Here is a 22964-nt window from a genome sequence, read left to right on the forward strand (position 1 = left end):
GGCCTTTACGGCGCGCGCCCGTTCACTATATGGACAGTGCGCGCATCCGCCCATGTTTCGCATGGGCGCCCGCGTGCCTGTCGAAATGATGTGAGGAGATACAGCTATACGCCCGCCCATGACCCGCCGCCCGCTGGCGCCTATGCCGCCGAAGAACGGCCCGCGATACAATGAGTTCATCGCCTCTCCCAAGGTCCGCGTGATCGACGAGGAAGGCGAAAATCTGGGCGTAATGCTGACTGCCGAAGCCATCGAACAGGCGGCCGAGGTCGGCCTCGACCTGGTCGAGGTTTCCCCCAACGCCGACCCGCCGGTGTGCAAGTTCCTCGACGTGGGCAAGTTCAAGTACGAAGCCCAGAAAAAGGCCAATGCCGCCCGCAAGACGCAGAAGACGCAGGAGATCAAGGAGATCAAGATGCGTCCGAACATCGACGACCACGACTTCGAAGTGAAGATGAAGAAGGTGTTCGACTTCCTGGGCGAGGGCGACAAGGTCAAGATGACGATGCGCTTCCGCGGCCGCGAGATGAGCCACACCCAGCTCGGCCTCGCCGTGCTGCAGAAGGTGGCCGAAATGACCGCCGAGATCGCGAAGGTCGAGGCGCATCCGCGCACCGAGGGCCGCCAGATGCTGATGGTGCTCGCGCCGAAGTAGGCCGACGCCGCGGCTTCAGAAACCGGTACGAAAATCGAGGGCGGTCGTTCCGATGGGGCGGCCGCCCGCTTCGTATCGGCGCTCGACCATATGTGCGCGTCCGTCCGCCGCGATGGCGACGAGGGTCGAACAGCGCGTGCCATAGGCTTCGCCGTGCAGGAACAGCGCCGGGGCGTCGTCCGCGACGAGCATGTCGAGCAAGGTTTCGGGATCGGCCGCCGCCGCGGTTGCTGACGCCAGCGCCGCGCGCAGGCGTGTCGCCCGCGCACATGGGCTGTCGGTCGGCTCGTTCGCCAGCGCATGGATTCCCGTCGTCAGCCTTTCGACGCGCGGTTCCGGCCGGTTGGTCAGCAGCCGCGCGCCGCCCCGGTCGACCGTCAGCAGGTTGAAGGCGTTGAAGCGGTCGAGGTCGGCGCACTGCGGGTCGGCGAAGTGCCCGTCACCACGCAGCAGGTCGGCGACCAGTTCGCCGCGCGATTCACGGCCGGGATCGGGCGGGGCGCCGCGGACGTTGGTGACGACGACGACGCGCCCGCTTGCGGGATGCACCCCCAGCCAGGTTCCGCCCGCCTGCAGGTCGCGTCCGGCGATGATGCCGCTGCCGTCGCCCCATTCCGCGAGCGGCGCGGCGGCCCGCGCATGAAACTCGTCGCGGTTGCCGACAAGGATCAGCGGCCAGTCGGGATGGACGTGGCGGGCGAGGGCGACGACGCACATGCCGGCCATATCGTGCTTGGGTGATGATTTGCCAAGCGGGACATGATAGATATCGCTCCGTCTTTTCCGGGGGAGGGAGGAAGATATGAGCGAAATGGGCAAGGCGCCGTTCCATCTGTGGATCGTCGGCATTCTCACCCTGTTGTGGAACGCCATCGGTGCGTTCGACTATACGATGACCAAGCTGCGCAACGCCGATTATCTGAGCGCTTTCACGCCCGAGCAGCAGGCCTATTTCCACGGCTTTCCGCTATGGGCCAGCGCCGGCTGGGCGCTCGGCGTCTGGGGCGCGGTGCTGGGGTCGATCCTGTTGCTCGCGCGCAGCCGGCATGCGGTGACGGCGTTCGCCGCCTCGCTGGTCGGGCTTGCGGTCAGCAGCTTCTATCAGTTCGGGTTGCATTATGGCGATCTGGAGCGCCTGTTCGGGACGTTCCCCATGGTCTTCTATGCTGGCGTCTGGATCATCGCGATCGCGCTCTTCATCTACGCGCGGCGACAGGCGGCAGCGGGCGTTCTGCGCTGAACGGAAAAGGGGCGCCGATCAAGCGCCCCTGTCCATTTCCTTACCGCGCGCGGATGAAGGCGCGGATGTCGGACGCCAGCTTGTGGCGGTCCTCGTCGCGGATATACATCATGTGTCCCGCGGCATAATATTGATATTCGACGCGGTCCTGCGGGATGCCGGTGCGCGACAGCGAATATTCGGCGGCGAAGAAGGGCGTCGCGAAGTCGTAATAGCCCTGTCCGACGAACACGCGCAGTCCGCTGTTCTCGCGCAGCGCCTGCCCGATATAGGGCGCGACGTTCAGATAGGCGTTGGTGTCGCGCCCGCCGATGCGCCAGTCCCACAGCCGCCCGATGCCGCCGATCGACTGATATTCGCGGTCGGTCTTGAACCCCAGCGTTTCGCGCGACCAGCTGTTGATCGCGGCGGTATAGCTCGCGTCGATGCCATAGAAGCTGGGATCGTTGTCGGGCTCTTCGCCGGCATTGTCGTAGTCACGGCCGGTATAACGGCTGTCGAGCCGTCCGACGGTCAGCCCGCGATCGCGCAGCAATTCCTTGTAGAAACGGCCCGGCGTCACGCGCAGGTCGGCATTTTCCAGAAAGGTTTCGGACAGGCCGGTGAAGCGCGAAAGCTCGCGGCGGATCTGCGCGCGCTCGTCGCCCTGCAGCTTCTGCCCCTTCAGCAGCGCCGCGGCATAGGGGCCGATCGCCCATTGCCGCGCTTCCTCGACGAACTGCTCGACCGACGATGCGCTCGCCTTGCCGTGATAGAGCGCGGTTGCGGCCATCGAGGGCAGGTTGGTGATGAAGCCCAGCTCGTTGCCCGGCGCGTCGGACCCGGCCGCAAAGTCGAGCACGGTCGAGATCAGGATGATGCCGTTGAGGCCGACGTCATTGTAGGTGACGTTCATCAACTGGTTGGCGACCGCCGCCGAACGCGTCGTGCCATAGCTTTCGCCGCCCAGGAACTTGGGGCTGTTCCAGCGGCCATTGTCGTTCAGCCAGCGGCGGATCACTTCGGCGACCGCCTTCGCATCCTGCGTCACGCCGTAATAATCCTCGGGCTTGGCATTGCCGATCAGATGCGAAAAGCCGGTGCCCGGGGGATCGATGAATACGATGTCGGTGACGTCGAGCAGTGAATCGGGATTATCGACGATCGGATAGGGCGGAGCGCCGTCGTCGCGCGCGTCGCTGGGGATCGCCACGCGCTTCGGACCGAAGGCGCCCATCATCAGCCACACGGTACCCGAACCGGGGCCGCCGTTGAACAGGAAGGTCACCGGGCGGCTGGGATCGCGCGGTTCCCTGACATAGGATGTGGTGACGATCGCGGCCTCGGGCACGCCGTCCTTGTTCTTGAGGATCGTTTCGCCGATCGTCGCGGCATAGGCGACGCGCTGCCCCCCGAACGTGCCCGACAGCTTCGTCGTGCGAACCTGCGGCTCATAGTCGGTGGATTTTTCCGCCTTTACCTTGTCAGCGGGGGCATCCTCGGCATGCAGCATGGCGGGCGTTGCGAAGGCAAGCGCCAAGGCGATCAGCGACAGACCAGATTTCATCTCATTCTCCCCAGTTGCGCGCGGACCCTAGGCAGCGCACGGGAGGGGAGCAAGGGCGCTCGTCGGCGGGGATCGTCCTTTTGTCGAAGCGGTCAGGCGGCCTTTTTGGGTTGCACCGACAATTGCAGGCCGAGCGCGTCCAGCACGGCGGTCAGCGTTTCCAGTGTCGGGTTGCCGTTTTCCGACAACGCATTGTAAAGCGCCTGCCGGCCAAGGCCCGTTTTGCGAGCGATTTCGCTCATGCCTTTGGAACGGGCGACATCGCCGATGGCGCAGGCGATATGCTTGGGGTCGTTCCCTTCCATCGCTGCTTCGAGGTAGAAACGGATATCCTCGGCCGTTTCGATATAGTCGGCCGGGTCAAAGCGCGTCGTCTTCAATCCCATTGTCTGCTTTCCTTGCCAGTTCCTTGGCCTTCGCAATATCGCGCGCCTGACTATCCTTGTCGCCACCGATCAGCAGAAGTACCAGCGTGCTATCGCGCCACATATAATAGATTCGATATCCCGGCCCGAATGCGAGCCTCAACTCGTACACACTATCGCCGACCGGCTTCGTGTCGCCCGCATGGCCGGATGCAAAGCGCCTCAGCCTGTCGGCAATCCGCAACAGGGACCGACGATCCCGTAAAGCGCGGAGCCATTTATCGAACTGACGCGTTCGCCGAACTTCGATCACTTGTCCTTTATACGAGACATTATCGCTCATGTCAACCCAATCCTGATCCGCTGCCGTCCTTGGCCGCCGCTCATTCATAGTTTCGGATCGGATCGTGACGGGTGTCCGCTAGCGGACACCCATGCGCCAGGCGCGGCAATTCAATCGCCTACCGCCCCCACTTCGTCTTGCTCTGCTTCCCGAAGCGTCCCTTGCGCGTTCCCGGCTTGCCTTCGTTCGAGCGTCCCACGCGCGGTGCGACCTGTTCGTCCGGGGGCAGGCCCAGTTCGTCGGCTTCCAGCCGGCGGATCTCGTCGCGCAGGCGGCCGGCTTCCTCGAACTCCAGGTCGGCGGCGGCGTCGCGCATCTTCTTTTCGAGCTCGGCGATATAGGCGCGCAGATTGTGGCCGACCATATGGTCGGGCTTGTTGTCGCCCAGGTCGATCGTGACCTGATCCTTCGACGCAACATGCGCGATGATGTCACCGATATTGCGCTTGATCGTGGTCGGCGTGATACCGTGTTCGGTATTATACGCCTGCTGCTTTTCGCGGCGACGGTCGGTCTCGCGCATCGCGCGCTCCATGCTGCCGGTGATGCGGTCGGCATAGAGGATGACGCGCCCGTCGACGTTGCGCGCCGCGCGGCCGATCGTCTGAACGAGGCTGGTTTCGCTGCGCAGGAAGCCCTCCTTGTCGGCATCGAGGATCGCGACCAGCCCGCATTCGGGAATGTCGAGCCCCTCGCGCAGCAGGTTGATACCGACGAGCACGTCGAACACGCCCAGCCGCAGGTCGCGGATGATCTCGATACGCTCCAGCGTCTCGACGTCCGAATGCATGTAGCGGACCTTCAGCCCCGCCTCGTGCAGATATTCGGTCAGGTCTTCGGCCATCCGCTTGGTCAGCGTGGTGACGAGCGTGCGATACCCCTGCGCCGCGGTCGCCTTGGCCTCGGCGATCAGGTCGTCGACCTGCTCCTCGACCGGGCGGATGATCACCGGCGGGTCGATCAGCCCGGTCGGGCGGATCACCTGTTCGGCGAAGACGCCCTGCGTACGGTCCATTTCCCACGTGCCGGGAGTGGCCGAGACGCTGACCGTCTGCGGCCGCATCGCATCCCATTCGGCGAAGCGCAGCGGCCGGTTGTCGATGCAGGAGGGGAGGCGGAAGCCATATTCGGCCAGCGTGATCTTGCGGCGGTGGTCGCCCTTCGACATCGCGCCGATCTGCGGGATCGTCTGATGGCTCTCGTCGACGAACAGCAGCGCGTTGTCGGGCAGATATTCGAACAGGGTCGGCGGCGGCTCGCCCGGCAGGCGGCCGGTCAGGAAGCGGCTGTAATTCTCGATTCCCGCGCAGCTTCCGGTCGCCGCGATCATCTCGAGGTCGAAATTGGTGCGCTGTTCCAGCCGTTGCGCCTCGAGCAGCCGTCCTTCGGTTTCCAGTTCCTTCAGCCGTTCGGCCAGTTCGTGCCGGATCGCCTCGCTCGCCTGTTTCAGGGTCGGACCGGGGGTCACATAGTGCGAATTGGCGAAGACGCGGACATAATTCAGGTTGGCGATCTTCTTTCCGGTCAGCGGGTCGAACTCGGTGATTTCCTCGATCTCGTCGCCGAAGAAGCTGACGCGCCACGCCATATCCTCATAGTGCGAGGGAAAGATTTCCAGGCTGTCGCCGCGGACGCGGAAATTGCCGCGCGAAAAGGCCTGATCGTTGCGCTTGTATTGCAGCGCCACCAGCTTGCGGATGATCTCTCCGCTGTCGACGACCTGTCCCTTCTTGAGGTCGAAGATCATCGCCGAATAGGTTTCGACCGACCCGATGCCGTAAAGGCACGATACAGAGGCGACGATGATCACGTCGTCGCGTTCGAGCAGCGCGCGCGTCGCCGAGTGGCGCATGCGGTCGATCGCCTCGTTCACGCTCGACTCCTTCTCGATGTAGGTGTCGGAGCGGGGGACATAGGCTTCGGGCTGGTAATAGTCGTAATAGCTGACGAAATATTCGACCGCATTGTTCGGGAAGAAGCTCTTGAACTCGCCATAGAGCTGCGCCGCGAGGATCTTGTTCGGCGCGAGGATCAGCGCGGGGCGCTGCAATTCCTCGATCACCTTGGCCATGGTGAAGGTCTTGCCCGATCCGGTGACGCCCAGCAGCACCTGGTCGCGCTCGCCCGCGCGCGCGGTGTCGACCAGTTCGCGGATCGCGGTCGGCTGGTCGCCGGCGGGCTGATAGTCGCTGACCAGTTCGAAGCGCTTGCCGCCCTCGACCTTGTCGGGACGTGCGGGGCGGTGCGGGACATAATCGCCGCTGGTGTCGATTTCGTCGAGCGAGGTGCGAATCTGGATTGCCATCACGAGGAATATGGTATCGTTTGCCTGCCACGACAACGTGGCGTGACGGCAACCAAATGGATCGCATCGGGGTTATCGCCCAATCCAGCAGAAGGATGGAATATATGAGGAAATTTGTGACGATCGCGGCCCTTGGCGTTGCCATGGCGGTGACGGGATGCAGCAAGTCGGCAAACAGCGACGGCCCGGTGAAGCGCGAGGCAGGCAACTGGAAGACCGAGGTCAAGCTGGTCAAGTTCGAGGTCCCCGGCATGCCCGACGAGATGAAGGCCGGCATGAAGCAGATGGTCGAAGGCGCGAGCGGCATGGACCAGTGCTTCACGCAGGAACAGGTCGACAAGGAGGATATCGCGGCCGAACTCGCCAAGGAAGGTTCGGGCAACGGCGGCGAATGCAAATGGTCGAAGAAGGATGTCGCTGGCGGCAAGATCGACGTCGCGGGCACCTGCACCGCCAACGGCCAGACGATGGACATGGCGATGGCCGGAACGATGGAAGCGAAGAAGAGCGACGTGACCATCACGACCAAGGGCAAGATCCCGACCGGCGGCGACATGGAAATGGTGATGCAGGTGGTCAGCACGCACACCGGCCCGTGTCAGGCCGGCGCCGCGACGAAAAGCTAAAGCTGAGCCGAAGCGTTTCGGCAGCACCATGGGCGTCGGCACGAGCCGGCGCCCTTTCATCGCACGACGGATTGGCGCCGACGCCCGATATTGCGGGATACGGCGCGGACCGGACAAGTCCGGACACGCTTCTGATCGTGGTGATGAGGGGGGAGAGCGGACCTGCCGGAGGGGGCACAGGTGGGGCTATGTCCCCTCCGGCAAAGTCTCAGTGTATGAAGCCGACAGGTGTTGCGAAGAATGCCAGGGACCAGCTCGCATTCTTCAACCCACCGGCTTCAATTCGTCGAACTGAGAACATGTCTCAGACCAGACCACGGTGTTGTGGGGGGCACCGCGACGATTGAAAGGTGGCAGCGGTGACGGGGAAATGATAGTTACATGGGGTCACGTAGCGGGTTGTCGCTACTTGATAACCAAATGCTAAGATTGTTTCACCGGATTTTGGCCGGATTGGCGGGAACCAATTTTCAGCATGGCGCGTTCCGGCCTATCTGTTACCGTTACATGGCCGTAACGGTGTCTGGTCGTGCTCCGGGATTGGCGTATCTACCGCAGCAGCTCGTCGGGGAGCATCGAGGGTAGAATGAATCATACAGGAACGAACGAGTCGGAGAGCAGCGACGCCGGCGACCGGATCGTCGAACAGGAGCTGCGCCGCCTGCTCGAATCACCGCTGTTCGTTCGCTCGCCGGTGTTGTCGCGATTGCTGCAATATCTGGCCGATCACCGGCTGCGCGGCGCGCGGAGCGCGCCCAAGGCCTATGAGATCGCGACCGAGGCGCTGGGGCGCAGCCACGATTTCGATCCCTCGCTCGACAGCTATCCCCGCGTCATGGTCGGGCGCCTGCGCAACCTGCTCGACCGCTATTATGCCGATACGCCTTGGGTGCACCGCCTGCGCGTTCCGCAGGGCAGTTATGAAATCGTCGTCCAGCATCGTGCCGCGCCGCCGCCGGCCCGCTCCGCCGAAAATGCTGCGGAAGCGTCCGCCGCGGCATCGGTCGACCCGGTCGCGACGCCTTCGCACGAAGCCGCCGCGTTGCCCCCGGCGCGTTTGCGGCGCGGACGCCGCACTGTCCTGCTCGCCGTGCTCGTTCTGGCGGGGCTCGCGGCGCTCGCGGGATGGTGGGCCTGGCGCGGGCAGCAGGCGGTATTCCAGGGCAATATCGACCCGATGCCGCTGGTCGAGATCAGCGCCCCCGAAGCGGGGGAGAGCGCGGTTTCGCGGGCGCTGGCGCGCGCGCTCGACGGCAAGCTGCGCGACGGTATCCGCCGCTTCGAGTTCGTCGACCTGCTGAGCGCGCGGAGCCGCGAGGACGACCGGCGCGACCGCGCGGATTACCGACTCGACAGTTCGGTGGTGCGGACGGTCGAGGGGCCGGTCGATGTAACGCTGGTGCTCAATCGCGTCGCCGACCAGCGGGCCATCTGGTCGACGCAGGTGCGGGTGAATGACGGCGACGTGCCCGAATTCGGTCAGCTCGAGCCCGCGATCGCCCAGATCGCCGGCGATTACGGGGTGATCGTTCGCGACCAGCTCCGCCGTCAGCCCGACGATTACGCTCCCGGCTACCCCTGTCTGGCCCAGTTCAGCCGGATGCGGCAGAATCGCACCGCGGAAGGGGCGCGTAGGGTCGGCGACTGCCTGCGCGCGTCGGTCGAGCGCGCGCCGCGCGACCCGGTGCTGCTCAATGCGCTGTCCTGGCTTCGGTTCGGTGACTGGGGGCCGCAGCGGGGGACGCCGCAGGGCAAGGCGATCTTCGCCGAGGCGCGCGGGCTGGCCGAGCGCGCCTATGAAAACGGTCCGAACACGCCGGCCGGCCTGTTCGCGATCACGCGCGCCCATTTCTATGCCGGCGATTGCGCCGCGGGGGAGGCGATGGGCAATGCCGCGGTCCGGCTCAATCCCTATGATCCCGACATGGCCGGCTTCATCGGGCTGTTCAAGCTGACGTGCAGCGTCGGCGACAATGGAGAGGCGCTGCTGCGCCGGTCGCTCGCGCTCGACGCCAGCTATGCGGGGGTTCCGGCGGTCACGCTTGCGTTCGTGCTGTCGCAGCGCGGCGAAGTCGATGAGGCGCGCGCCATCCTCGACGGCATGCCGTCGCCCAGCAACATGGAGCCGCAATATCTGGTCGTGCGGTCGATCGTCCTGGCGCGGCAGGGCCGGCTGGCCGAAGCGCGCCAGCTCTGGCAGCGCCTGCTGACCTATACGCGGCAGCCGGAAGACACAGCGCCCGAAAAGGTGCTCGGCCAGTTCATGATTACGCCCGCCGTGGTCGGGCACGCCGCGGCGGCGCTGCGCGATTCGGGCGTGGTGCTGGCCACCCCGCGCGGTTGACCGGAATACGGCCCGCGCCGCTTTCCGGGGGCATGATCATCGCGATCGGCCGTGGGTTCGTCCTTGAAGCCGGCGGCTCTACCCCCTATTTCCGGGGACAGGTGGCCGAACAGCAGAAAGGGGGCGACGGTCGGCCTGCGCCTTGTCCGGGGGCGGTGTGTCGATGCGGCGCCTGGCCGCGGTCGCGACGCCAGCCTCTTGCCAGCCCCGCTGACGGACACTAGGGCAAATTCCAACATTCACGAGACAGTCAGAAAAAAGGAACTGTGCATGAGCGATTCGGCCGAAAAGGTTAAGAAGATCGTCGTCGAGCATCTGGGCGTCGAAGCCGACAAAGTCACCGAGGAAGCGAGCTTCATCGACGATCTGGGCGCCGACAGCCTCGATATCGTCGAACTGGTGATGGCGTTCGAAGAAGAATTCGGCGTCGAGATTCCCGACGATGCGGCGGAAAAGATCGCCACCGTCAAGGATGCGATCGACTATATCGAAGCGAACAAGGGCTAGGCCCGTTCGGTCCGGCGCGGCCGGACGCGGCGGCGACGCCGCCCACGCGTTTCCGGCTTCCCGGCTCCCAGCGCTTGCGCGCCATGGCCGGGAAGCCTTTTTTTTGGGCATGCCCCGACAAAGATGATGCCGCGCCCCGAAGAGGCGAGGCCCGACGAAAGGAATGACTATGCGCCGGGTTGTGGTGACGGGTTTGGGTTTGGTGACGCCGCTGGGCGGCGACGTCGAAACGAGCTGGGCCAATCTGATCGCCGGAAAGTCGGGCGCGGGGACGATCACCCGCTTCGACGCGTCGGACCAGAAATGCACGATCGCGTGCGAGGTGAAGCCGGCGGATCACGAATATGGCTTCGACCCGATGAAGCGCGTCGATCACAAGGTGCAGCGCCAGGTCGACCCTTTCATCATTTATGGCATCGACGCCGCCGGGCAGGCGATCGAGGACGCCGGCCTGACCGAGATGACCGACGAGCAGAAGCTGCGCGCGGGCTGTTCGATCGGGTCGGGGATCGGCGGCCTGCCGGGCATCGAGAGCGAGAGCCTGTTGCTCGCCGAAAAGGGCCCCGGCCGCGTCAGCCCGCACTTCGTCCACGGCCGCCTGATCAATCTGATCTCGGGTCAGGTCAGCATCAAATACGGGCTGATGGGCCCCAACCATGCCGTCGTTACCGCCTGCTCGACCGGCGCGCATTCGATCGGCGACGCGGCGCGGATGATCAAGGACGGCGACGCCGACATCATGCTCGCGGGCGGCGCCGAGTCGACGATCTGCCCGATCGGCATCGCCGGCTTCGCGCAGGCGCGCGCGCTCAACATGAGCTATAACGACCGCCCCGAACAGGCGAGCCGCCCCTATGACAAGGATCGCGACGGCTTCGTGATGGGCGAGGGCGCGGGCGTCGTCGTGCTCGAGGAATATGAGCATGCGAAGGCGCGCGGCGCGAAAATCTATGCCGAGGTGGTCGGCTACGGCCTGTCGGGCGACGCCTATCACGTCACCGCGCCGCACCCCGACGGCTTCGGCGCCTATCGCTCGATGGAGATGGCGCTGAAGAAGGCGGGCATGACCCCGGACGACATCGACTATATCAACGCGCACGGCACCTCGACGATGGCCGACACGATCGAACTCGGCGCGGTCAAGCGCCTGTTCGGCGACGCGATCAGCGACGTGTCGATGAGCTCGACCAAGTCGGCGATCGGCCACCTGCTCGGCGGCGCCGGCGCGGTCGAGACGATCTTCTGCATCCTCGCGATCCGCGACCAGATCGTCCCCCCGACGCTCAACCTGGACAACCCCGACGAGGGGACCGAGGGCGTCGATCTCGTCCCGCACGAGGCCAGGAAGCGCCCGGTGCGCGCCGCACTCAACAACAGCTTCGGCTTCGGCGGCACCAACGCCAGCCTGATCGTCAAGGCGGTCGAGGAGTAGCTCGAGCCGGACTGAAACCTCTTTCCTACATTGCGCCGCCATGCTTTAGCAGGCGCGTGCGCTCGACCGGGCCCGGCTTAAAGCCGCAAAGGACACAAAAGCATGCTGCACAAGCGAGGCTTTTGTGGCTTTAGGCCGCCGGGCAAGGACTGACGGGAGACTTGGGTGCGTCCGTTTCGCTGGCTGACGATTGCGATCTTCGCGCTGCTGCTCGCCGCCTGCTCGGGCGGCGCGCCGCGCGATACGGTGGTCGTCATCCCGCCGGGCGCGAGCATCGCGAAGGCGGGCGAGATCCTCGAGAAGGCTGGCGTCGCGTCGGCGTCCGCCTTCCGCAACCGGGCGCGCTTCCTCGGCTCTGACAAGCCGATCAAACCCGGCGAATATGAAGTGAAGAAGGGCATGGGCGCCGGCGATATCCTCGCGCTGCTGCAGTCGGGCAAGACCGTGCAGCGCTTCGTGATGATTCCCGAAGGCATGCCCTCGATCATGGTGTGGGAGCGATTGATGGCCGAACCGCGCCTGACGGGCGAGGTGGCGGTGCCCGCGGAGGGCAGCGTGCTGCCCGATACCTATGCCTTCACCACCGGCGAAAGCCGTGCCGCGGTGCTGAAGCGGATGCAGGCGGCGATGGACAAGGCCTTTGCCGAGCTTTGGGCGAAACGCACCCCGCGCACCGCGGCGAAGGACCGGGGCGAGGCGATCACGCTCGCCTCGATCGTCGAGAAGGAAACCGGCGTCCCCGCCGAGCGTCGCACCGTCGCGGGCGTCTATACCAACCGGCTCGCGGTCGGCATGAAGCTGCAGGCCGATCCGACGATCATCTATCCGATCACCAGGGGTAAGCCGCTCGGCCGTCGTATCCTGCGGTCCGAAATCCAGGCGGTGAACGGCTACAACACCTATGCGATGGTCGGTCTGCCGAAGGGGCCGATCGCCAATCCCGGCAAGGCGTCGATCGCGGCGGTTCTCGACCCTGAACCCAACGACTATCTCTTCTTCGTCGCCAAGGGCGACGGCGGCCATATCTTTGCGCGCACGCTGTCCGAGCATAATGCCAATGTGCAGAAATGGTATGAGATCCGGCGCGAGCGCGGGGAGATGTAGGACAAGCGCCGTCGCGGCGAAAGCCGGGACGGCTGGCAGCCTTGCGCCGTACGGATAGGGCCGCGCGTTCGGAAGGGCGAAGGAAAGGCGAAGCGACGATGGCGACCGCGAAACTCTTCCTCCACGGCGTTCCCGACAGCCCTGCGGTCTGGCGCCCGCTACTCGACGCGCTCGACCTCGGCGATGCGCCGGTCGCGGCGCCCGCACTGCCCGGCTTCACGGCCCCGCTGCCCGCGTATTTCCCCGCGACGAAAGAGGCCTATGCCGACTGGGCGGTGGGGGAGGCGGCGGCGCTGGCGCGCGCGCATGGCCCGATCGACATCGTCGGCCACGACTGGGGCGCCCTGATCGCGCAGCGCGTCGCGATGTTGCGCCCCGACCTCATCCGAAGCTGGGCGGTGTCGAACGCCGTGATCGACCCCGATTATCGCGGCCACCGCATCGCGCGGATCTGGAACACGCCGCTGCTCGGCGAACTGTTCATGGCGCTGAGCCGGCCGGCAGCGCTGGCGAAGGGACTCGCCGCGCAGGGGCTTCCCGCCGCCATAGCGGAGGAAGAGGCGCGGCAATGGGCGGGCAGGGACAAGCGCCGCGCGATCCTGCGCCTCTACCGCTCGGCGAAGGGGCTCAGCTTCCGGCACGACTGGGCGCGCGACCTTCCGGACCTTCCCGCGCGGGGCGCGCTGATCTGGGGCGCGAACGATCCCTATGTCGCTCTGGCGGTGGCGCAGCGCTATGCCGCCCGCACTGGCACGCCGCTGACGGTCATCGAGGATGCGGGGCATTGGGCGATCGCCGAACGCCCGCAAGCGGTCGCGGCGGCGCTGCATCGCTTCTGGAACAGTTTGTAACGGGGCGCTTTTTCGCTCTCATCGGCGCAGGCGATCATTGTGACCCAGGAAATCGATTGGATTGCCGCAAAGGATTGGCCGAAAGCGCCCGACATCGAGAAAGGGCGTCCCATGGACGATGGCCATCCCCCCTCCCGCCGCGCCCATCCCTTCTCGTGACTGGCGACCCGGGCAATCCCCCTCCCGTCCGGGCCTCTGGCGCCGCGCCCGTCGTCGTTACCGCAACGACGGGCGCGGCCGACCAGCGCTTCTTCGACGCGCTGCGGACCGCCCATTATCCGCCCAGCCGCAATCGCGTGGCGGCGCATATCACGCTGTTCCATCATCTGCCGCCATCGGTCCTCGACGAACTCGCCCGGCTGATCCGCGCCATCGTCGCCGACACGCCGCCGCCGGTGGCACGTGTTTCGGACATCTACCTGCTCGATCGCGGCGTCGCATTTCGCGTCGAAAGCCCCACCCTGCTGGAGATCCGGGCGCGCATCGCGGACCGTTTCGCGGGCCTGCTCGCCGCGCAGGACCGCGGCACGCCGCGCCTGCACATCACGGTCCAGAACAAGGCCGATCCAGCAGCGGCGCGCAAGCTGCTCGCCGAACTGCGGCGCGATTTCCGGGCCCGGCCGCTGACGATCGCGGGCCTCGCCGCCCACCATTACCGCGACGGACTGTGGGAAACGGCGTTTGAAAGGAATTTTCGCGGCATGCGCGGACGATATTGACCGGCGCAGACCGCCTGCTTATAGGCGCGGCTCGCCCACGGGCGGTCTTTCGGGGCGGAGTAGCTCAGCCGGTTAGAGCAGCGGAATCATAATCCGCGTGTCGGGGGTTCGAGTCCCTCCTCCGCTACCAACGGTATAACCCCCGGATGACGATAGGCCTTCCGGGGGATGCCCGGTTCCGCAAGGAACGGTTCCAGATAGCTTTCCACATAGATGCCCGTTGCGCCGTCCTCGTCCTTCGACAGGGTGACGGATTTAATCACGTCCCGGACAAGTTCCTGAAGCTCCCCCATGTCGTCCAGCATGTGCAAGGCGTATTCCAGCTTAGCGCGGGAGCCTGCCAGCTTGTGGGCGAAATGCTGGATTGCGGACGGGTGCACGATAATGTTGCTGGCTTCGGGAAGACTGGCCAGCTCAATCCGTAAATCGTCTCGTTCCCGGCCAAGTTCCTTAGACTTGGCCCCCAGCGTCTCGGCATCGCCAATGCCGCCAATCATCAGGTCCACCAGCTTGGCGTTTTCCTTTTCGATGGCCTTCAGACGGCTTTCGATCACCTTGCGCCGCTGGCCTTCATGTGCAGCCTTGGAGCGGCGTTCGCCCATATAGGATTTGGCATATTCGTAGATTTGCGACGGGCTGGCCAGTTCCTTGGTGAGGCTGTCCATAACCAAGGCTTCCACGTCCTCGGCATAGAAGCTCTTGGGGTTCGGGCAACTCCTGCTGCCGCGATGCAGGGAGCATTGGAGCCGGGTCCTGCCGGACTTGTCCCGGCCACAACGGACCATGCCCGAACCGCAAGCATCGCACTTCAGCAGGCCGGACAACAAATATTGCGGACGCTTATGCGCCCCCATGTTCTCTTCCCGCTGGCGATGGGAGCGGGCTGCAAGCTGCTCCTGAACAGCAGCAAATAGCTCGTCGGGAATGATGCGAAGGTGCGGGGCGTCCTGATGAACCCGTTTCTCTGGCAGGTTTGGCCGCGACACGCGCTTGCCCGTATCAGGGTCTTTCATCATCCTGTTTTTGTTCCAGACAGGTCGCCCCACATAGATGGGGTTTCGCAAGATGCCGCTGCCCCGCGCTTCCATGCCATGAAGGGCAGAAGGGTGCCAATGTCCGCCTCCCCGTGGTGGCTTGATATGCCTTTCGTTCAGCCCGTGGCAGATCGCTTTGGGGGAAACGCCCTTGGCGTAGGACTGAAAAATGTGCCGGACAATTATGGCTTCATCCTCGACGATCAGCAGTTCGCCCTTGGCGGCAGGATCGGGGGTGTAGCCGTAAGACTTGCCGCCCGCCGATTTCCCCTGTTTGACCAAGCCAGTCATGCCCCGGTGGATCATGCCTTTCAGGTCTTCGAGATACTGGCTGTCAATGACGGCGCGGATGCCATCGGTCAGGGCGGTAACGACGCCATCGCTGGGTGTCATCAGCGTGATGCCGTTGAAGTGGAGCCGCTTGCGGACGGCTGCACGGTCTTCCTGATCGCGGCCTATGCGGCTCATGCTTTCGGCCAGCACGACATCAAAGCGGCCCTGCTGGGCCTGTTCCATCAGATATTGAATGCCGGGACGGTTGTGCATGGAAGTCCCCGACACGGCTCGGTCCTCGAAGACATTGACAACGGCCAGCCCTTCGCGGGCGGCATAGGCCCGGCAAAGGTCTATCTGATCTTCAATCGACTTTTCGCTTTGCATGTCAGTTGAATAGCGGGCGTAGATGACGGCGCGGCGGGGTTCAGACATTATGCGGCCTCCCGCTGGCTGGTAAGGACGCGCTCCAGAATGGCAATAATCTCGCCGTTCATCTTCCGGTGATTGGCGTCGGCGCGTTCCTTCAGCATAGCTTTCAGGTCGGCGGGCAGGCGCAGCTTTATGTCACAGATTTTCATCTAGCGATCTCCTTATGGGGCATTAAACACCCCATAACGGGTATTTATGAATGGGGTTGCTGTCAACCCCTCTGTGGGGGTAATGCTACCCCATGGAAAAGACACCGCCGGATATGAAAGTTCGCCTATCTGCCGATCTAAGGCGGAAGATCGTGGATGCCGCCCAAGAAAATAACCGGACGTTAAACAGCGAAATCGTGTTTCGGCTGGAGGCGAGCTTTAGGGATGGTGCGGGTCAGCCTGCTCCGGCTGTAGATCAGGCCAGCGAGCTAGAAGCGTTGCGCACGCGGGTCCGGGCGCTGGAAACCCGCGTTCCTGCCGATCTCATAGAACGGTTAGGCCGGGTGGATACTCTACTTAATGAGCTAGATGGCAAGGTCGTCGTTACGGTCGATAAAGCCGATTAAGATCGTCGGGGGAATAATGGCCTTTTTGAAAGATGAAGATTTTGATGATTTACCGGACGACGATGGGGATGCGTTTGCGAAGTTAGAAGGCATTTCGCGCCAGCGCCTTTTAAGTCAAGAACGCGATCAGAATGACAATCTGCCGTTTGAAAATCTTGCGGGATATATGAATGAGATAACGGCGCTAGCTGAACAGCTTAACATTCCCAATATTGGGTTTAGCCTGCACGAAGAGAACAACATCCATTGGGAATACGCAGAGTTTACGCGTGCGGTGGAATATCGTCTTGTCCAGATACGCACACAGAGAGCGAGACGGGACAGGCGCAACAGCGTTGCGATTTCAGGGCCGGGCCGTGAACGTATCCAGCATCATATTGAGCGCTTGAAGGCGGAAATCGACGCGGCCAATATCCCGGAAAAGCGCAAGCGGGCGTTGATGGAGAAGATTGCCGATTTTGAAGCTGAATTGGCGAAAAAGCGGTTCAACCTCGCACAAGCTATGATGCTGGTGGCATTGGTCGCGGCATCGGCAAACGACTTGGGTGGCGCGTTTGATAGCGTGACAAAGATTGTTCATTCAATCTCGGAAACCATTGGGACGGAGAAGCTGGAGGATGAAGAGCGCCAGCGTCTATTGCCGCCCCGCGAACCATTCAAGGCAATCCCGGATATGCGCCAAAAGGAGCGCCAGCAGGTAGCGGCGTTCGATACGGACGATGACGAGGTGCCTTTTTAGAAAAACACTGGGGGGATAATGACAGAACTAGGAAAGTATGGGCTGAAACTGCGGTTCAGTGGCAATACAGTCGAAACGAACGGGTTGGACTTATATGATGGCGCAACGTCATTTTATGGCTTTGCACAATCTATGCAAATCGCTGTCCACGCATATATGACGGGGGAAATTGTATCCCGCGCTACCGCGTTGCGGGGTGCTGAAATGTATTTCGGCGCACCTCGCAGGGGGAGTGTTTTATATGACATAGTGACAATTGTAGAAGCATATCCGGTAACGGGTGCATTAGCTGGGGTTGTTTTCTATGACTTCATGAAGACTGCTTTTGCAAAGGCGACGGGTGTATTTCGTGCACCAGAAACGCCAGCCGTGCAAAAAGTCGCGCTCACAATGGACGAAACATTTTTTGATCAGCTTGCGGAAACCATGGAGGGGAGCTTGCAACGCGCTCACCGTGCCATTGATAATGGTGTCGCAAAAGTTACGCTGGAAAGGCCCCGATCCGAACTTGTTACCTTCGATCAATCAACTAGCGAATGGGTTAACACGAGGGATTTGAACCCGGATGTCGAAGAATTTTCAGGCAGTATCACCAGATATAATTCGATAAGTGGGAATGGAAGAGCCTTCATAAGGGAACTTGATAAGGTTATTCCTTTCCGTCCGGGAGATAGTTTCCCCGATAGTAAACGAGGCTTCCTCTCATGGTCACTGCATGGAAATACGGTTTCCGCTAATAAGGAACTCAAGTTTTGGGCCTCGAAAATTGAGGCCGCCAGCGGACAAGCGAAAAGGCTTATCCTCGCGGATTGCGCCCAAGCCTAGCAATCAGTTGTTCCGCGCTCCGGCCAGGCTAATGGCGGACTGGGCCTTCGCAAGCTGCTGGGTTTCGGAACGGCGGAAGGTGTCCGGGCGGCGGCTATCAAGGGGCCGCCCCACGGCCTGAACGATTTGACGGGCGGGACACACTCCGCTCGACGCATGTTTGCAATTAATTGCACAATGGGAGACATGATTTTCTCCCATTTGTAGGCTCTGATAATAGAGATTATCAGAGGTTAGGGCCGATCTGTCAGGCGGCATCCTGCAATCGACGCACGGGCGGCTGCTCGTGCTGCTGTGCGCACCACAGGTCATAGTTCGCCTGCATGGCAAGCCACGCCCGAGCGGTGCTTGCACCTGCCTGCTCAAGCCGCACGGCCAGATCGGGGCTGATCGCGGCCTTGCCGTTCAGCACACGCGACAGGGCAACCCGCGACAGGGCGAGCCGGTGGGCTGCCTCGGTGACGGACAGACCCAACGCTGTGATGACCTCATCGCGGAGCAATTCGCCGGGGTGGGGAGGATTGTGCATCATCGTCATCGCCTCAATGGTAATCCTGATAATCGACAAGTTCGGCGTCGGTGCCGACAAACCGGAAGGTGACACGCCAGTTGCCGTTGACCCAGATCGACCAATGGCCTTTCAAGTTTCCCTTCAGCGGGTGCAACTTGAAGGACGGCAGGTTCATGTCATCCGGCCCTGTCGCGACATCGAGCAAGCCGAGAATGTTTCGGAGCTTCTTCACATGGGGAGCCTGAACGCCCTTCGTCGTGCCGGTGCGAAAAAAGGCTTCAAGTCCCTTGTGCCGAAATCCGATTATCATGTCGCACTGTATCGCGTTGCGTTACAAGATGCAAGCATCGGCTGCTCTCATGCTATCTCTCGATGATCCGCCAATTGAGTAGCGTGCAGCTTGGATGACCCACCGCCCCAGTCGCGGCGCTGACATTGACGCCGCCAAAACCATTCCGGGCACGGAAGCTCATCCAGATGTGCTGCACACCGTCATCGCCGACTGGCTTGGCAATAGTCCGAATGAGTTGGAAGCTTCCGGGGTCATGGCCTGCTGCCGGTTTGGTGGACACCGAGATAGGGTGTTTCCACCTATCGGAGGTCCACAATGCAAAGAAGGAAGTTCAGCCGCGAGTTCAAGCTTGAGGCGGTGAGGATGATCCGCGAACGCGGGGTGACGATCGCCCAGGCATCGCGCGATCTGGATGTGCATGCGAACGTGCTGCGTAAATGGGTTCGGGAGCTTGCCGCCGATCCGGGTCATGCCTTTCCCGGTCACGGTCAGATGAAGCCGGAGCAGATGGAGATCGATCGCCTGCGGCGCGAGCTGGCCAAGCTGAAGGCGGAGCGCGACATCCTAAAAAAAGCCGCCGCCTACTTCGCGAGGGACTCGATATGAAGTTCCAGTTCATCGCGAAGCACCGAGGGATCTGGCCGGTGGCATGGATGTGCGGGGCGCTCGGTGTCTCGCGAAGCGGCTTCCATGCCTGGCTGATCCGCCCGCCGTCGCAGCGTGCCCGCGACGACGAGGTGATCGGTGCGAAGGTCCGCGCCAGCCATGTAGGAAGCTATCGCACCTATGGTGCGCGCCGTGTCTGGCACGACCTGCTGGCCGACGGGATATCCTGCGGCCTGCACCGGATCGAACGGCTCATGCGGGCACAGGGTCTGCGAGCCAGGCCGCGGCGACGCGGGCTTCCCAAGGATCATGGCGATCGCTCGGTCATCGCCGGCAACGTGCTCGATCGCCAGTTCACGGCCGACAGGCCGAACCAGAAGTGGGTGGCCGACTTCACCTATATCTGGACAGCCGAGGGATGGCTCTATGTCGCCGCGGTGATCGACCTGTTCTCGCGCCGGGTGGTCGGATGGTCGATGAGCGTCAACATGACGGCACAGCTCGTCACCGACGCGCTGATCATGGCGATCTGGCGGCGCGGCAAGCCCGACGCGCTGCTGCATCACTCGGATCAGGGAAGCCAATATACCAGCGAGCAGTTCCAGCGGCTCATGGCCGATAATGGGGTCACCTGCTCGATGAGCCGGTCCGGCAATGTATGGGATAATGCCGCCATGGAGAGCTTCTTCTCCTCGCTCAAGACCGAGCGGATCGGGAAGAAGGTCTACCGCACGAGGGCGCAGGCGAAGGCCGACGTGTTCGATTATATCGAATGCTTCTACAACCCGACCCGGCGTCACTCGACCCTGGGTTACCTCAGTCCTATCGACTTCGAACGCGAAGCTGGGGTAGCCTGAATGAACCTATCTCGGTGTCCATCAAACCGGCAGCAGGCCATCACGCAAATTCTGTTTCACGCTCTGCACGAGCTGCGGCATCGCCCCGTCATAGCGACTGAGGCAGGCAAATTGCGGGTCCGAGGTGCTACTCGCCGTCCCGCCGAGCATGTAATTGATCGCCATGTATCCGCCGATCATCACCGGAGCTAGAGCGAGACCCTGCAAGACCTTGAACCGCATCAACGGCCGCGACCTCTGGTCACTTCGCACATCGGTTGCGTTCGAGCCGGCACCCTGGTTTCGCGCGAGTGCGATCTGGGAGCGGTTCAACGAAGACGACAATCGCTCGCGTACTGGCAAGCAGCTTTGCCATCGTGACGATGGTCCGACGCATGTCGGCGGGGTCGATCTGGCCGATGGAGCGCTGCAAGACATAGCCCCCGAAATTCGCAGGGCGCTGTTTGGCCAGGGATGCAAGCCTGGAAGTCTTTATGATGATGCCGCCTTTGGTACGCCCAACGGCTTATCCTATAGTTTCATCCTAGCAGGCGTGGCGTACAAGGACGCGGGGCTGGGTATCGGGGTAGATCCAGACAAGTCCAGTGGCTTTCAATCTGTTATCCAGCCTATCGACCCCTATGGCGGCCTTATGCAGTCTCGCAACCTGCGAGAAGTCAACTCGATCCGCGATCCGAGGTACCGCGCGAAAGCTGATCTCCTCCAGTTCAATATCGATATCGATGTCACGCCGGAACTGACTTTTACATCCCAGACAGCCTATAATTCCGACAAGGTGTACTCATTACAAGATTATAATCGTTTTACCAGCCTTCCAATATTTACAGATACGAGCAGATTAGTTCTCCACAAGGGAGTAGGGCCGAGCGAATATAAAGATATGATACCTGGTGGAATATTCTGCGATCCCCAGATTGGATGCTCGAACACGCTCGCAGGGCTTGATATAAGCCAGGCGAAATCAAAGCAATTTAACCAAGAAATCCGACTGCAATCATCTTTCGATGGACCGTTTAATTTCAGCTTCGGAGCAAATTATACGCGATTTAAGACGTTAAATGACTATTATGTCATGTACAATGTCCTGAGCGCAATGGCCTGGGGAGGCGGGTTCAATAATTCGACATACTTTAGTGGCGTCCCATGGGATCCATCTGTATGCCCAAATACCCAGGGCAGCAGTCAACCTGTCGAGGCGAGCAATCCTCTTGCCTATTGTCCTTACGTCGATCCTAACCCAATCGAAAGTATCGATGGGAATGGCCACAATTACTTCCGTTCCAAAAATCCGTACAAACTCCAATCTTCGGCACTTTTCGGAGAAGTTTATTGGAACATCCGCGACAACCTTAAATTGACTGCAGGCCTTCGCTACACGGAAGATCGCAAGACGTTTATCCCGGTTCCGTCGCAAGTTTTGTTAGCGCGGAGCATTTTCGCCGGTGGGACTGTTTCTTCCGGATATCCCGAGAAGTCAGCTATCAAACAAAAATGGAGTGAATGGACAGGGCGAGTTGGCCTCGATTGGAAGCCGTACTTGGGATTCACCGATGATACGATGCTCTACGGCTTCTATTCGCGCGGCTATAAAGGGGGTGGCGCCAACCCCCCCAGTCCAGGTTTCGCGACCGAGGAAGAATTTATAGCCAACGCGCTCGCCGATGGAATGCCTGAGAACGTTTTCAACGTTTACAAGACTTTCGGGATGTTCCCGCCTCTGACGCTGACAGCCGTGGAATATGGTCCGACCTTCGAGCCAGAATTCGTCGATGCTTTCGAAATCGGCGCCAAAAACACGTTGTTGAACGGAAAGCTCACGTTGAACGCCTCTGCCTTTTACTATGATTACAAGGATTATCAGGTTTCCCAGATCAGGGATCGGACGGCCGTAAACGAGAACTTCGATGCTAAGGTATGGGGGCTGGAATTCGAGACGGTGTTCGCACCAACGCGCAATCTTCGGATTAACGCCAATCTCGGCTATCTCCGCACCAAGATCGGCAAGGGCGAGACATCGATCGACATCATGAATCGTACCCAGGGCGATCCTGACTATACGCTTGTAAAACCGTGGATGCAGCTGCCATCGAATTGCGTTATTCCTACGCATGTTGCAGCGGAATGGGCCAGAACGAGGCAGGGCCTTGTCCAATTTTATGGCATGTGCGGTGGGGTGAAAGGCTTGATCGGCGGGCTCTTCCCACCGCTCATTACTGATCCTGCCTTTGGTGGTGCACGCTATGATTTCAACAACTATCCGGAATTGAACGGCGGGGCCGGTCTAAAGGCCGATCTCAGCGGTAATGAACTGCCTAACTCGCCGCGTTGGACGGCCAATCTGGGCGCACAGTACACAGTCGATTTCGATCAGGACTGGAGCGCGACGATCCGTGGTGACGCCTATTGGCAGGCGAAGAGCTGGGCTCGTGTCTATAACAGCAACCCCTACGACCGGCTGCGTAGTTGGACCAACTTCAATCTTTCGCTTCGTGTCGAAGGTCCCGAGGACCTGACGTTCGAGGCCTATGTGAAGAATGTCTTCAACAAGTCGCCGATCACCGACTCCTTCCTGAACAGCGACGATACCGGTCTGACGACCAACGTCTTCACGCTCGATCCGCGCATCATCGGGTTCAGCATCGCCAAAAGATTCTAGAGTCCTCTCCACCCACTCCACTGGGTAACCTCGGGCCGATGCCGCGCTTGCTCCCGGCAAGCATCGGCCCGATTTTTCTGAGAGAGTACGGGAAGGCGCCGCGCGCCGGATTCAAGCCGGCTTGCCTCAATTCTGTCGAACTATTC

General features: G+C 61.8%; 24 protein-coding genes and 1 tRNA gene. 15 read left to right on the top strand and 10 right to left on the bottom strand.

Annotated features, from left to right (window positions below; all coding sequences use genetic code 11):
* Nucleotides 1-118 precede the first annotated feature (118 nt).
* Nucleotides 119-655, top strand: coding sequence for a translation initiation factor IF-3 (gene infC / locus C3E99_RS04845; RefSeq protein WP_067108361.1), 537 nt, complete (start codon nt 119-121; stop codon nt 653-655).
* Between the two features lie 15 nt (nt 656-670).
* On the opposite strand, the gene C3E99_RS04850 is transcribed toward infC, so the two are convergent.
* Entirely contained in the window at nt 671-1372 is a 702-nt protein-coding gene (locus C3E99_RS04850; RefSeq protein ID WP_076077707.1) for an NRDE family protein, read from the bottom strand.
* Between the two features lie 85 nt (nt 1373-1457).
* On the opposite strand from C3E99_RS04850, the gene C3E99_RS04855 reads away from it, so the two are divergent.
* Complete coding sequence (locus C3E99_RS04855; RefSeq protein ID WP_076074793.1) at nt 1458-1895, top strand: hypothetical protein; 438 nt, start codon at nt 1458-1460, stop codon at nt 1893-1895.
* Nucleotides 1896-1935: 40 nt separating this feature from the next.
* Here C3E99_RS04855 and C3E99_RS04860 read toward each other — a convergent pair whose 3' ends face one another.
* The 4 genes from C3E99_RS04860 to uvrB all read right to left on the bottom strand — a co-directional run bounded on the left by C3E99_RS04860 (nt 1936) and on the right by uvrB (nt 6454).
* Nucleotides 1936-3441: a S10 family peptidase gene (locus tag C3E99_RS04860; protein WP_076074796.1), complete on the bottom strand. Its 1506-nt coding sequence runs from the start codon at nt 3439-3441 to the stop codon at nt 1936-1938.
* Between the two features lie 92 nt (nt 3442-3533).
* Nucleotides 3534-3827 (bottom strand): addiction module antidote protein, encoded by a 294-nt coding sequence (locus C3E99_RS04865; protein WP_067108372.1) that lies wholly within the window; start codon nt 3825-3827, stop codon nt 3534-3536.
* Entirely contained in the window at nt 3802-4149 is a 348-nt protein-coding gene (locus C3E99_RS04870) for a type II toxin-antitoxin system RelE/ParE family toxin (protein ID WP_234002606.1), read from the bottom strand. The genes C3E99_RS04865 and C3E99_RS04870 overlap by 26 nt, the downstream gene beginning before the upstream one ends.
* 118 nt (nt 4150-4267) lie before the next feature.
* Nucleotides 4268-6454 carry an excinuclease ABC subunit UvrB gene (gene uvrB, locus C3E99_RS04875; protein ID WP_076074798.1) on the bottom strand — a complete coding sequence of 729 codons (2187 nt, stop codon included), beginning with the start codon at nt 6452-6454 and terminating at the stop codon, nt 4268-4270.
* A gap of 104 nt (nt 6455-6558) precedes the next feature.
* On the opposite strand from uvrB, the gene C3E99_RS04880 reads away from it, so the two are divergent.
* From C3E99_RS04880 to C3E99_RS04915, 8 genes are all read left to right on the top strand, one after another.
* Nucleotides 6559-7080 carry a DUF3617 domain-containing protein gene (locus C3E99_RS04880; RefSeq protein WP_158682112.1) on the top strand — a complete coding sequence of 174 codons (522 nt, stop codon included), beginning with the start codon at nt 6559-6561 and terminating at the stop codon, nt 7078-7080.
* Nucleotides 7081-7666: 586 nt separating this feature from the next.
* Nucleotides 7667-9424, top strand: a complete 1758-nt coding sequence (locus C3E99_RS04885; RefSeq protein ID WP_076074803.1) for a tetratricopeptide repeat protein — start codon at nt 7667-7669, stop codon at nt 9422-9424.
* A gap of 270 nt (nt 9425-9694) precedes the next feature.
* Entirely contained in the window at nt 9695-9931 is a 237-nt protein-coding gene (locus C3E99_RS04890; protein ID WP_003039428.1) for an acyl carrier protein, read from the top strand.
* A gap of 169 nt (nt 9932-10100) precedes the next feature.
* Entirely contained in the window at nt 10101-11363 is a 1263-nt protein-coding gene (gene fabF / locus C3E99_RS04895; protein ID WP_076074806.1) for a beta-ketoacyl-ACP synthase II, read from the top strand.
* 165 nt (nt 11364-11528) lie between these two features.
* Nucleotides 11529-12467, top strand: a complete 939-nt coding sequence (mltG, locus tag C3E99_RS04900) for an endolytic transglycosylase MltG (protein WP_104959473.1) — start codon at nt 11529-11531, stop codon at nt 12465-12467.
* A gap of 98 nt (nt 12468-12565) precedes the next feature.
* Nucleotides 12566-13318, top strand: a complete 753-nt coding sequence (locus C3E99_RS04905; protein ID WP_076074811.1) for an alpha/beta fold hydrolase — start codon at nt 12566-12568, stop codon at nt 13316-13318.
* Nucleotides 13319-13473: 155 nt separating this feature from the next.
* A complete protein-coding gene (locus C3E99_RS04910) occupies nt 13474-14037 on the top strand; it encodes a 2'-5' RNA ligase family protein (RefSeq protein ID WP_076074813.1) in 564 nt (187 codons plus the stop codon).
* 53 nt (nt 14038-14090) lie between these two features.
* Nucleotides 14091-14167: transfer RNA gene (locus C3E99_RS04915), tRNA-Met, on the top strand.
* On the opposite strand, the gene C3E99_RS20340 is transcribed toward C3E99_RS04915, so the two are convergent.
* Entirely contained in the window at nt 14124-15779 is a 1656-nt protein-coding gene (locus C3E99_RS20340) for a recombinase family protein (protein ID WP_442800480.1), read from the bottom strand. The genes C3E99_RS04915 and C3E99_RS20340 overlap by 44 nt on opposite strands.
* A complete protein-coding gene (locus C3E99_RS04930; protein WP_104959474.1) occupies nt 15779-15925 on the bottom strand; it encodes an Arc family DNA-binding protein in 147 nt (48 codons plus the stop codon). The genes C3E99_RS20340 and C3E99_RS04930 overlap by 1 nt, the downstream gene beginning before the upstream one ends.
* A gap of 92 nt (nt 15926-16017) precedes the next feature.
* Between C3E99_RS04930 and C3E99_RS04935 the strand changes: the two genes are divergently transcribed.
* From C3E99_RS04935 to C3E99_RS19640, 3 genes are read left to right on the top strand one after another with little or no spacing between them, the layout of a single operon-like run.
* Nucleotides 16018-16332, top strand: coding sequence for an Arc family DNA-binding protein (locus C3E99_RS04935; RefSeq protein WP_104959475.1), 315 nt, complete (start codon nt 16018-16020; stop codon nt 16330-16332).
* 16 nt (nt 16333-16348) lie between these two features.
* Nucleotides 16349-17071 carry a hypothetical protein gene (locus C3E99_RS04940; protein ID WP_104959476.1) on the top strand — a complete coding sequence of 241 codons (723 nt, stop codon included), beginning with the start codon at nt 16349-16351 and terminating at the stop codon, nt 17069-17071.
* 18 nt (nt 17072-17089) lie between these two features.
* Nucleotides 17090-17896: a DUF7946 domain-containing protein gene (locus C3E99_RS19640; protein ID WP_158682114.1), complete on the top strand. Its 807-nt coding sequence runs from the start codon at nt 17090-17092 to the stop codon at nt 17894-17896.
* A 247-nt stretch (nt 17897-18143) separates the two neighbouring features.
* Here C3E99_RS19640 and C3E99_RS04945 read toward each other — a convergent pair whose 3' ends face one another.
* Nucleotides 18144-18434, bottom strand: a complete 291-nt coding sequence (locus C3E99_RS04945) for a HigA family addiction module antitoxin (protein ID WP_199775066.1) — start codon at nt 18432-18434, stop codon at nt 18144-18146.
* Between the two features lie 4 nt (nt 18435-18438).
* Nucleotides 18439-18717 (bottom strand): type II toxin-antitoxin system RelE/ParE family toxin, encoded by a 279-nt coding sequence (locus C3E99_RS04950; protein WP_104959477.1) that lies wholly within the window; start codon nt 18715-18717, stop codon nt 18439-18441.
* A gap of 297 nt (nt 18718-19014) precedes the next feature.
* Between C3E99_RS04950 and C3E99_RS04955 the strand changes: the two genes are divergently transcribed.
* Nucleotides 19015-20162 (top strand): IS3 family transposase gene (locus C3E99_RS04955; RefSeq protein ID WP_104959270.1). Its coding sequence is split into 2 segments (ribosomal slippage): nt 19015-19273 and nt 19273-20162, totalling 1149 coding nucleotides; the frame shifts between segments, so codons are not numbered across the junction.
* A gap of 21 nt (nt 20163-20183) precedes the next feature.
* Here the strand turns inward: C3E99_RS04955 and C3E99_RS19645 are convergent.
* On the bottom strand, nt 20184-20384 hold the full coding sequence (locus tag C3E99_RS19645; RefSeq protein ID WP_158682116.1) for a hypothetical protein: 201 nt from the start codon (nt 20382-20384) through the stop codon (nt 20184-20186).
* Here C3E99_RS19645 and C3E99_RS04960 point away from each other — a divergent pair.
* Entirely contained in the window at nt 20374-22818 is a 2445-nt protein-coding gene (locus C3E99_RS04960) for a TonB-dependent receptor domain-containing protein (protein ID WP_158682118.1), read from the top strand. The genes C3E99_RS19645 and C3E99_RS04960 overlap by 11 nt on opposite strands.
* Nucleotides 22819-22964 lie beyond the last annotated feature (146 nt).

The sequence above is a fragment of the Sphingopyxis sp. MG genome, from assembly GCF_002953155.1.
Lineage (GTDB): Bacteria > Pseudomonadota > Alphaproteobacteria > Sphingomonadales > Sphingomonadaceae > Sphingopyxis > Sphingopyxis granuli.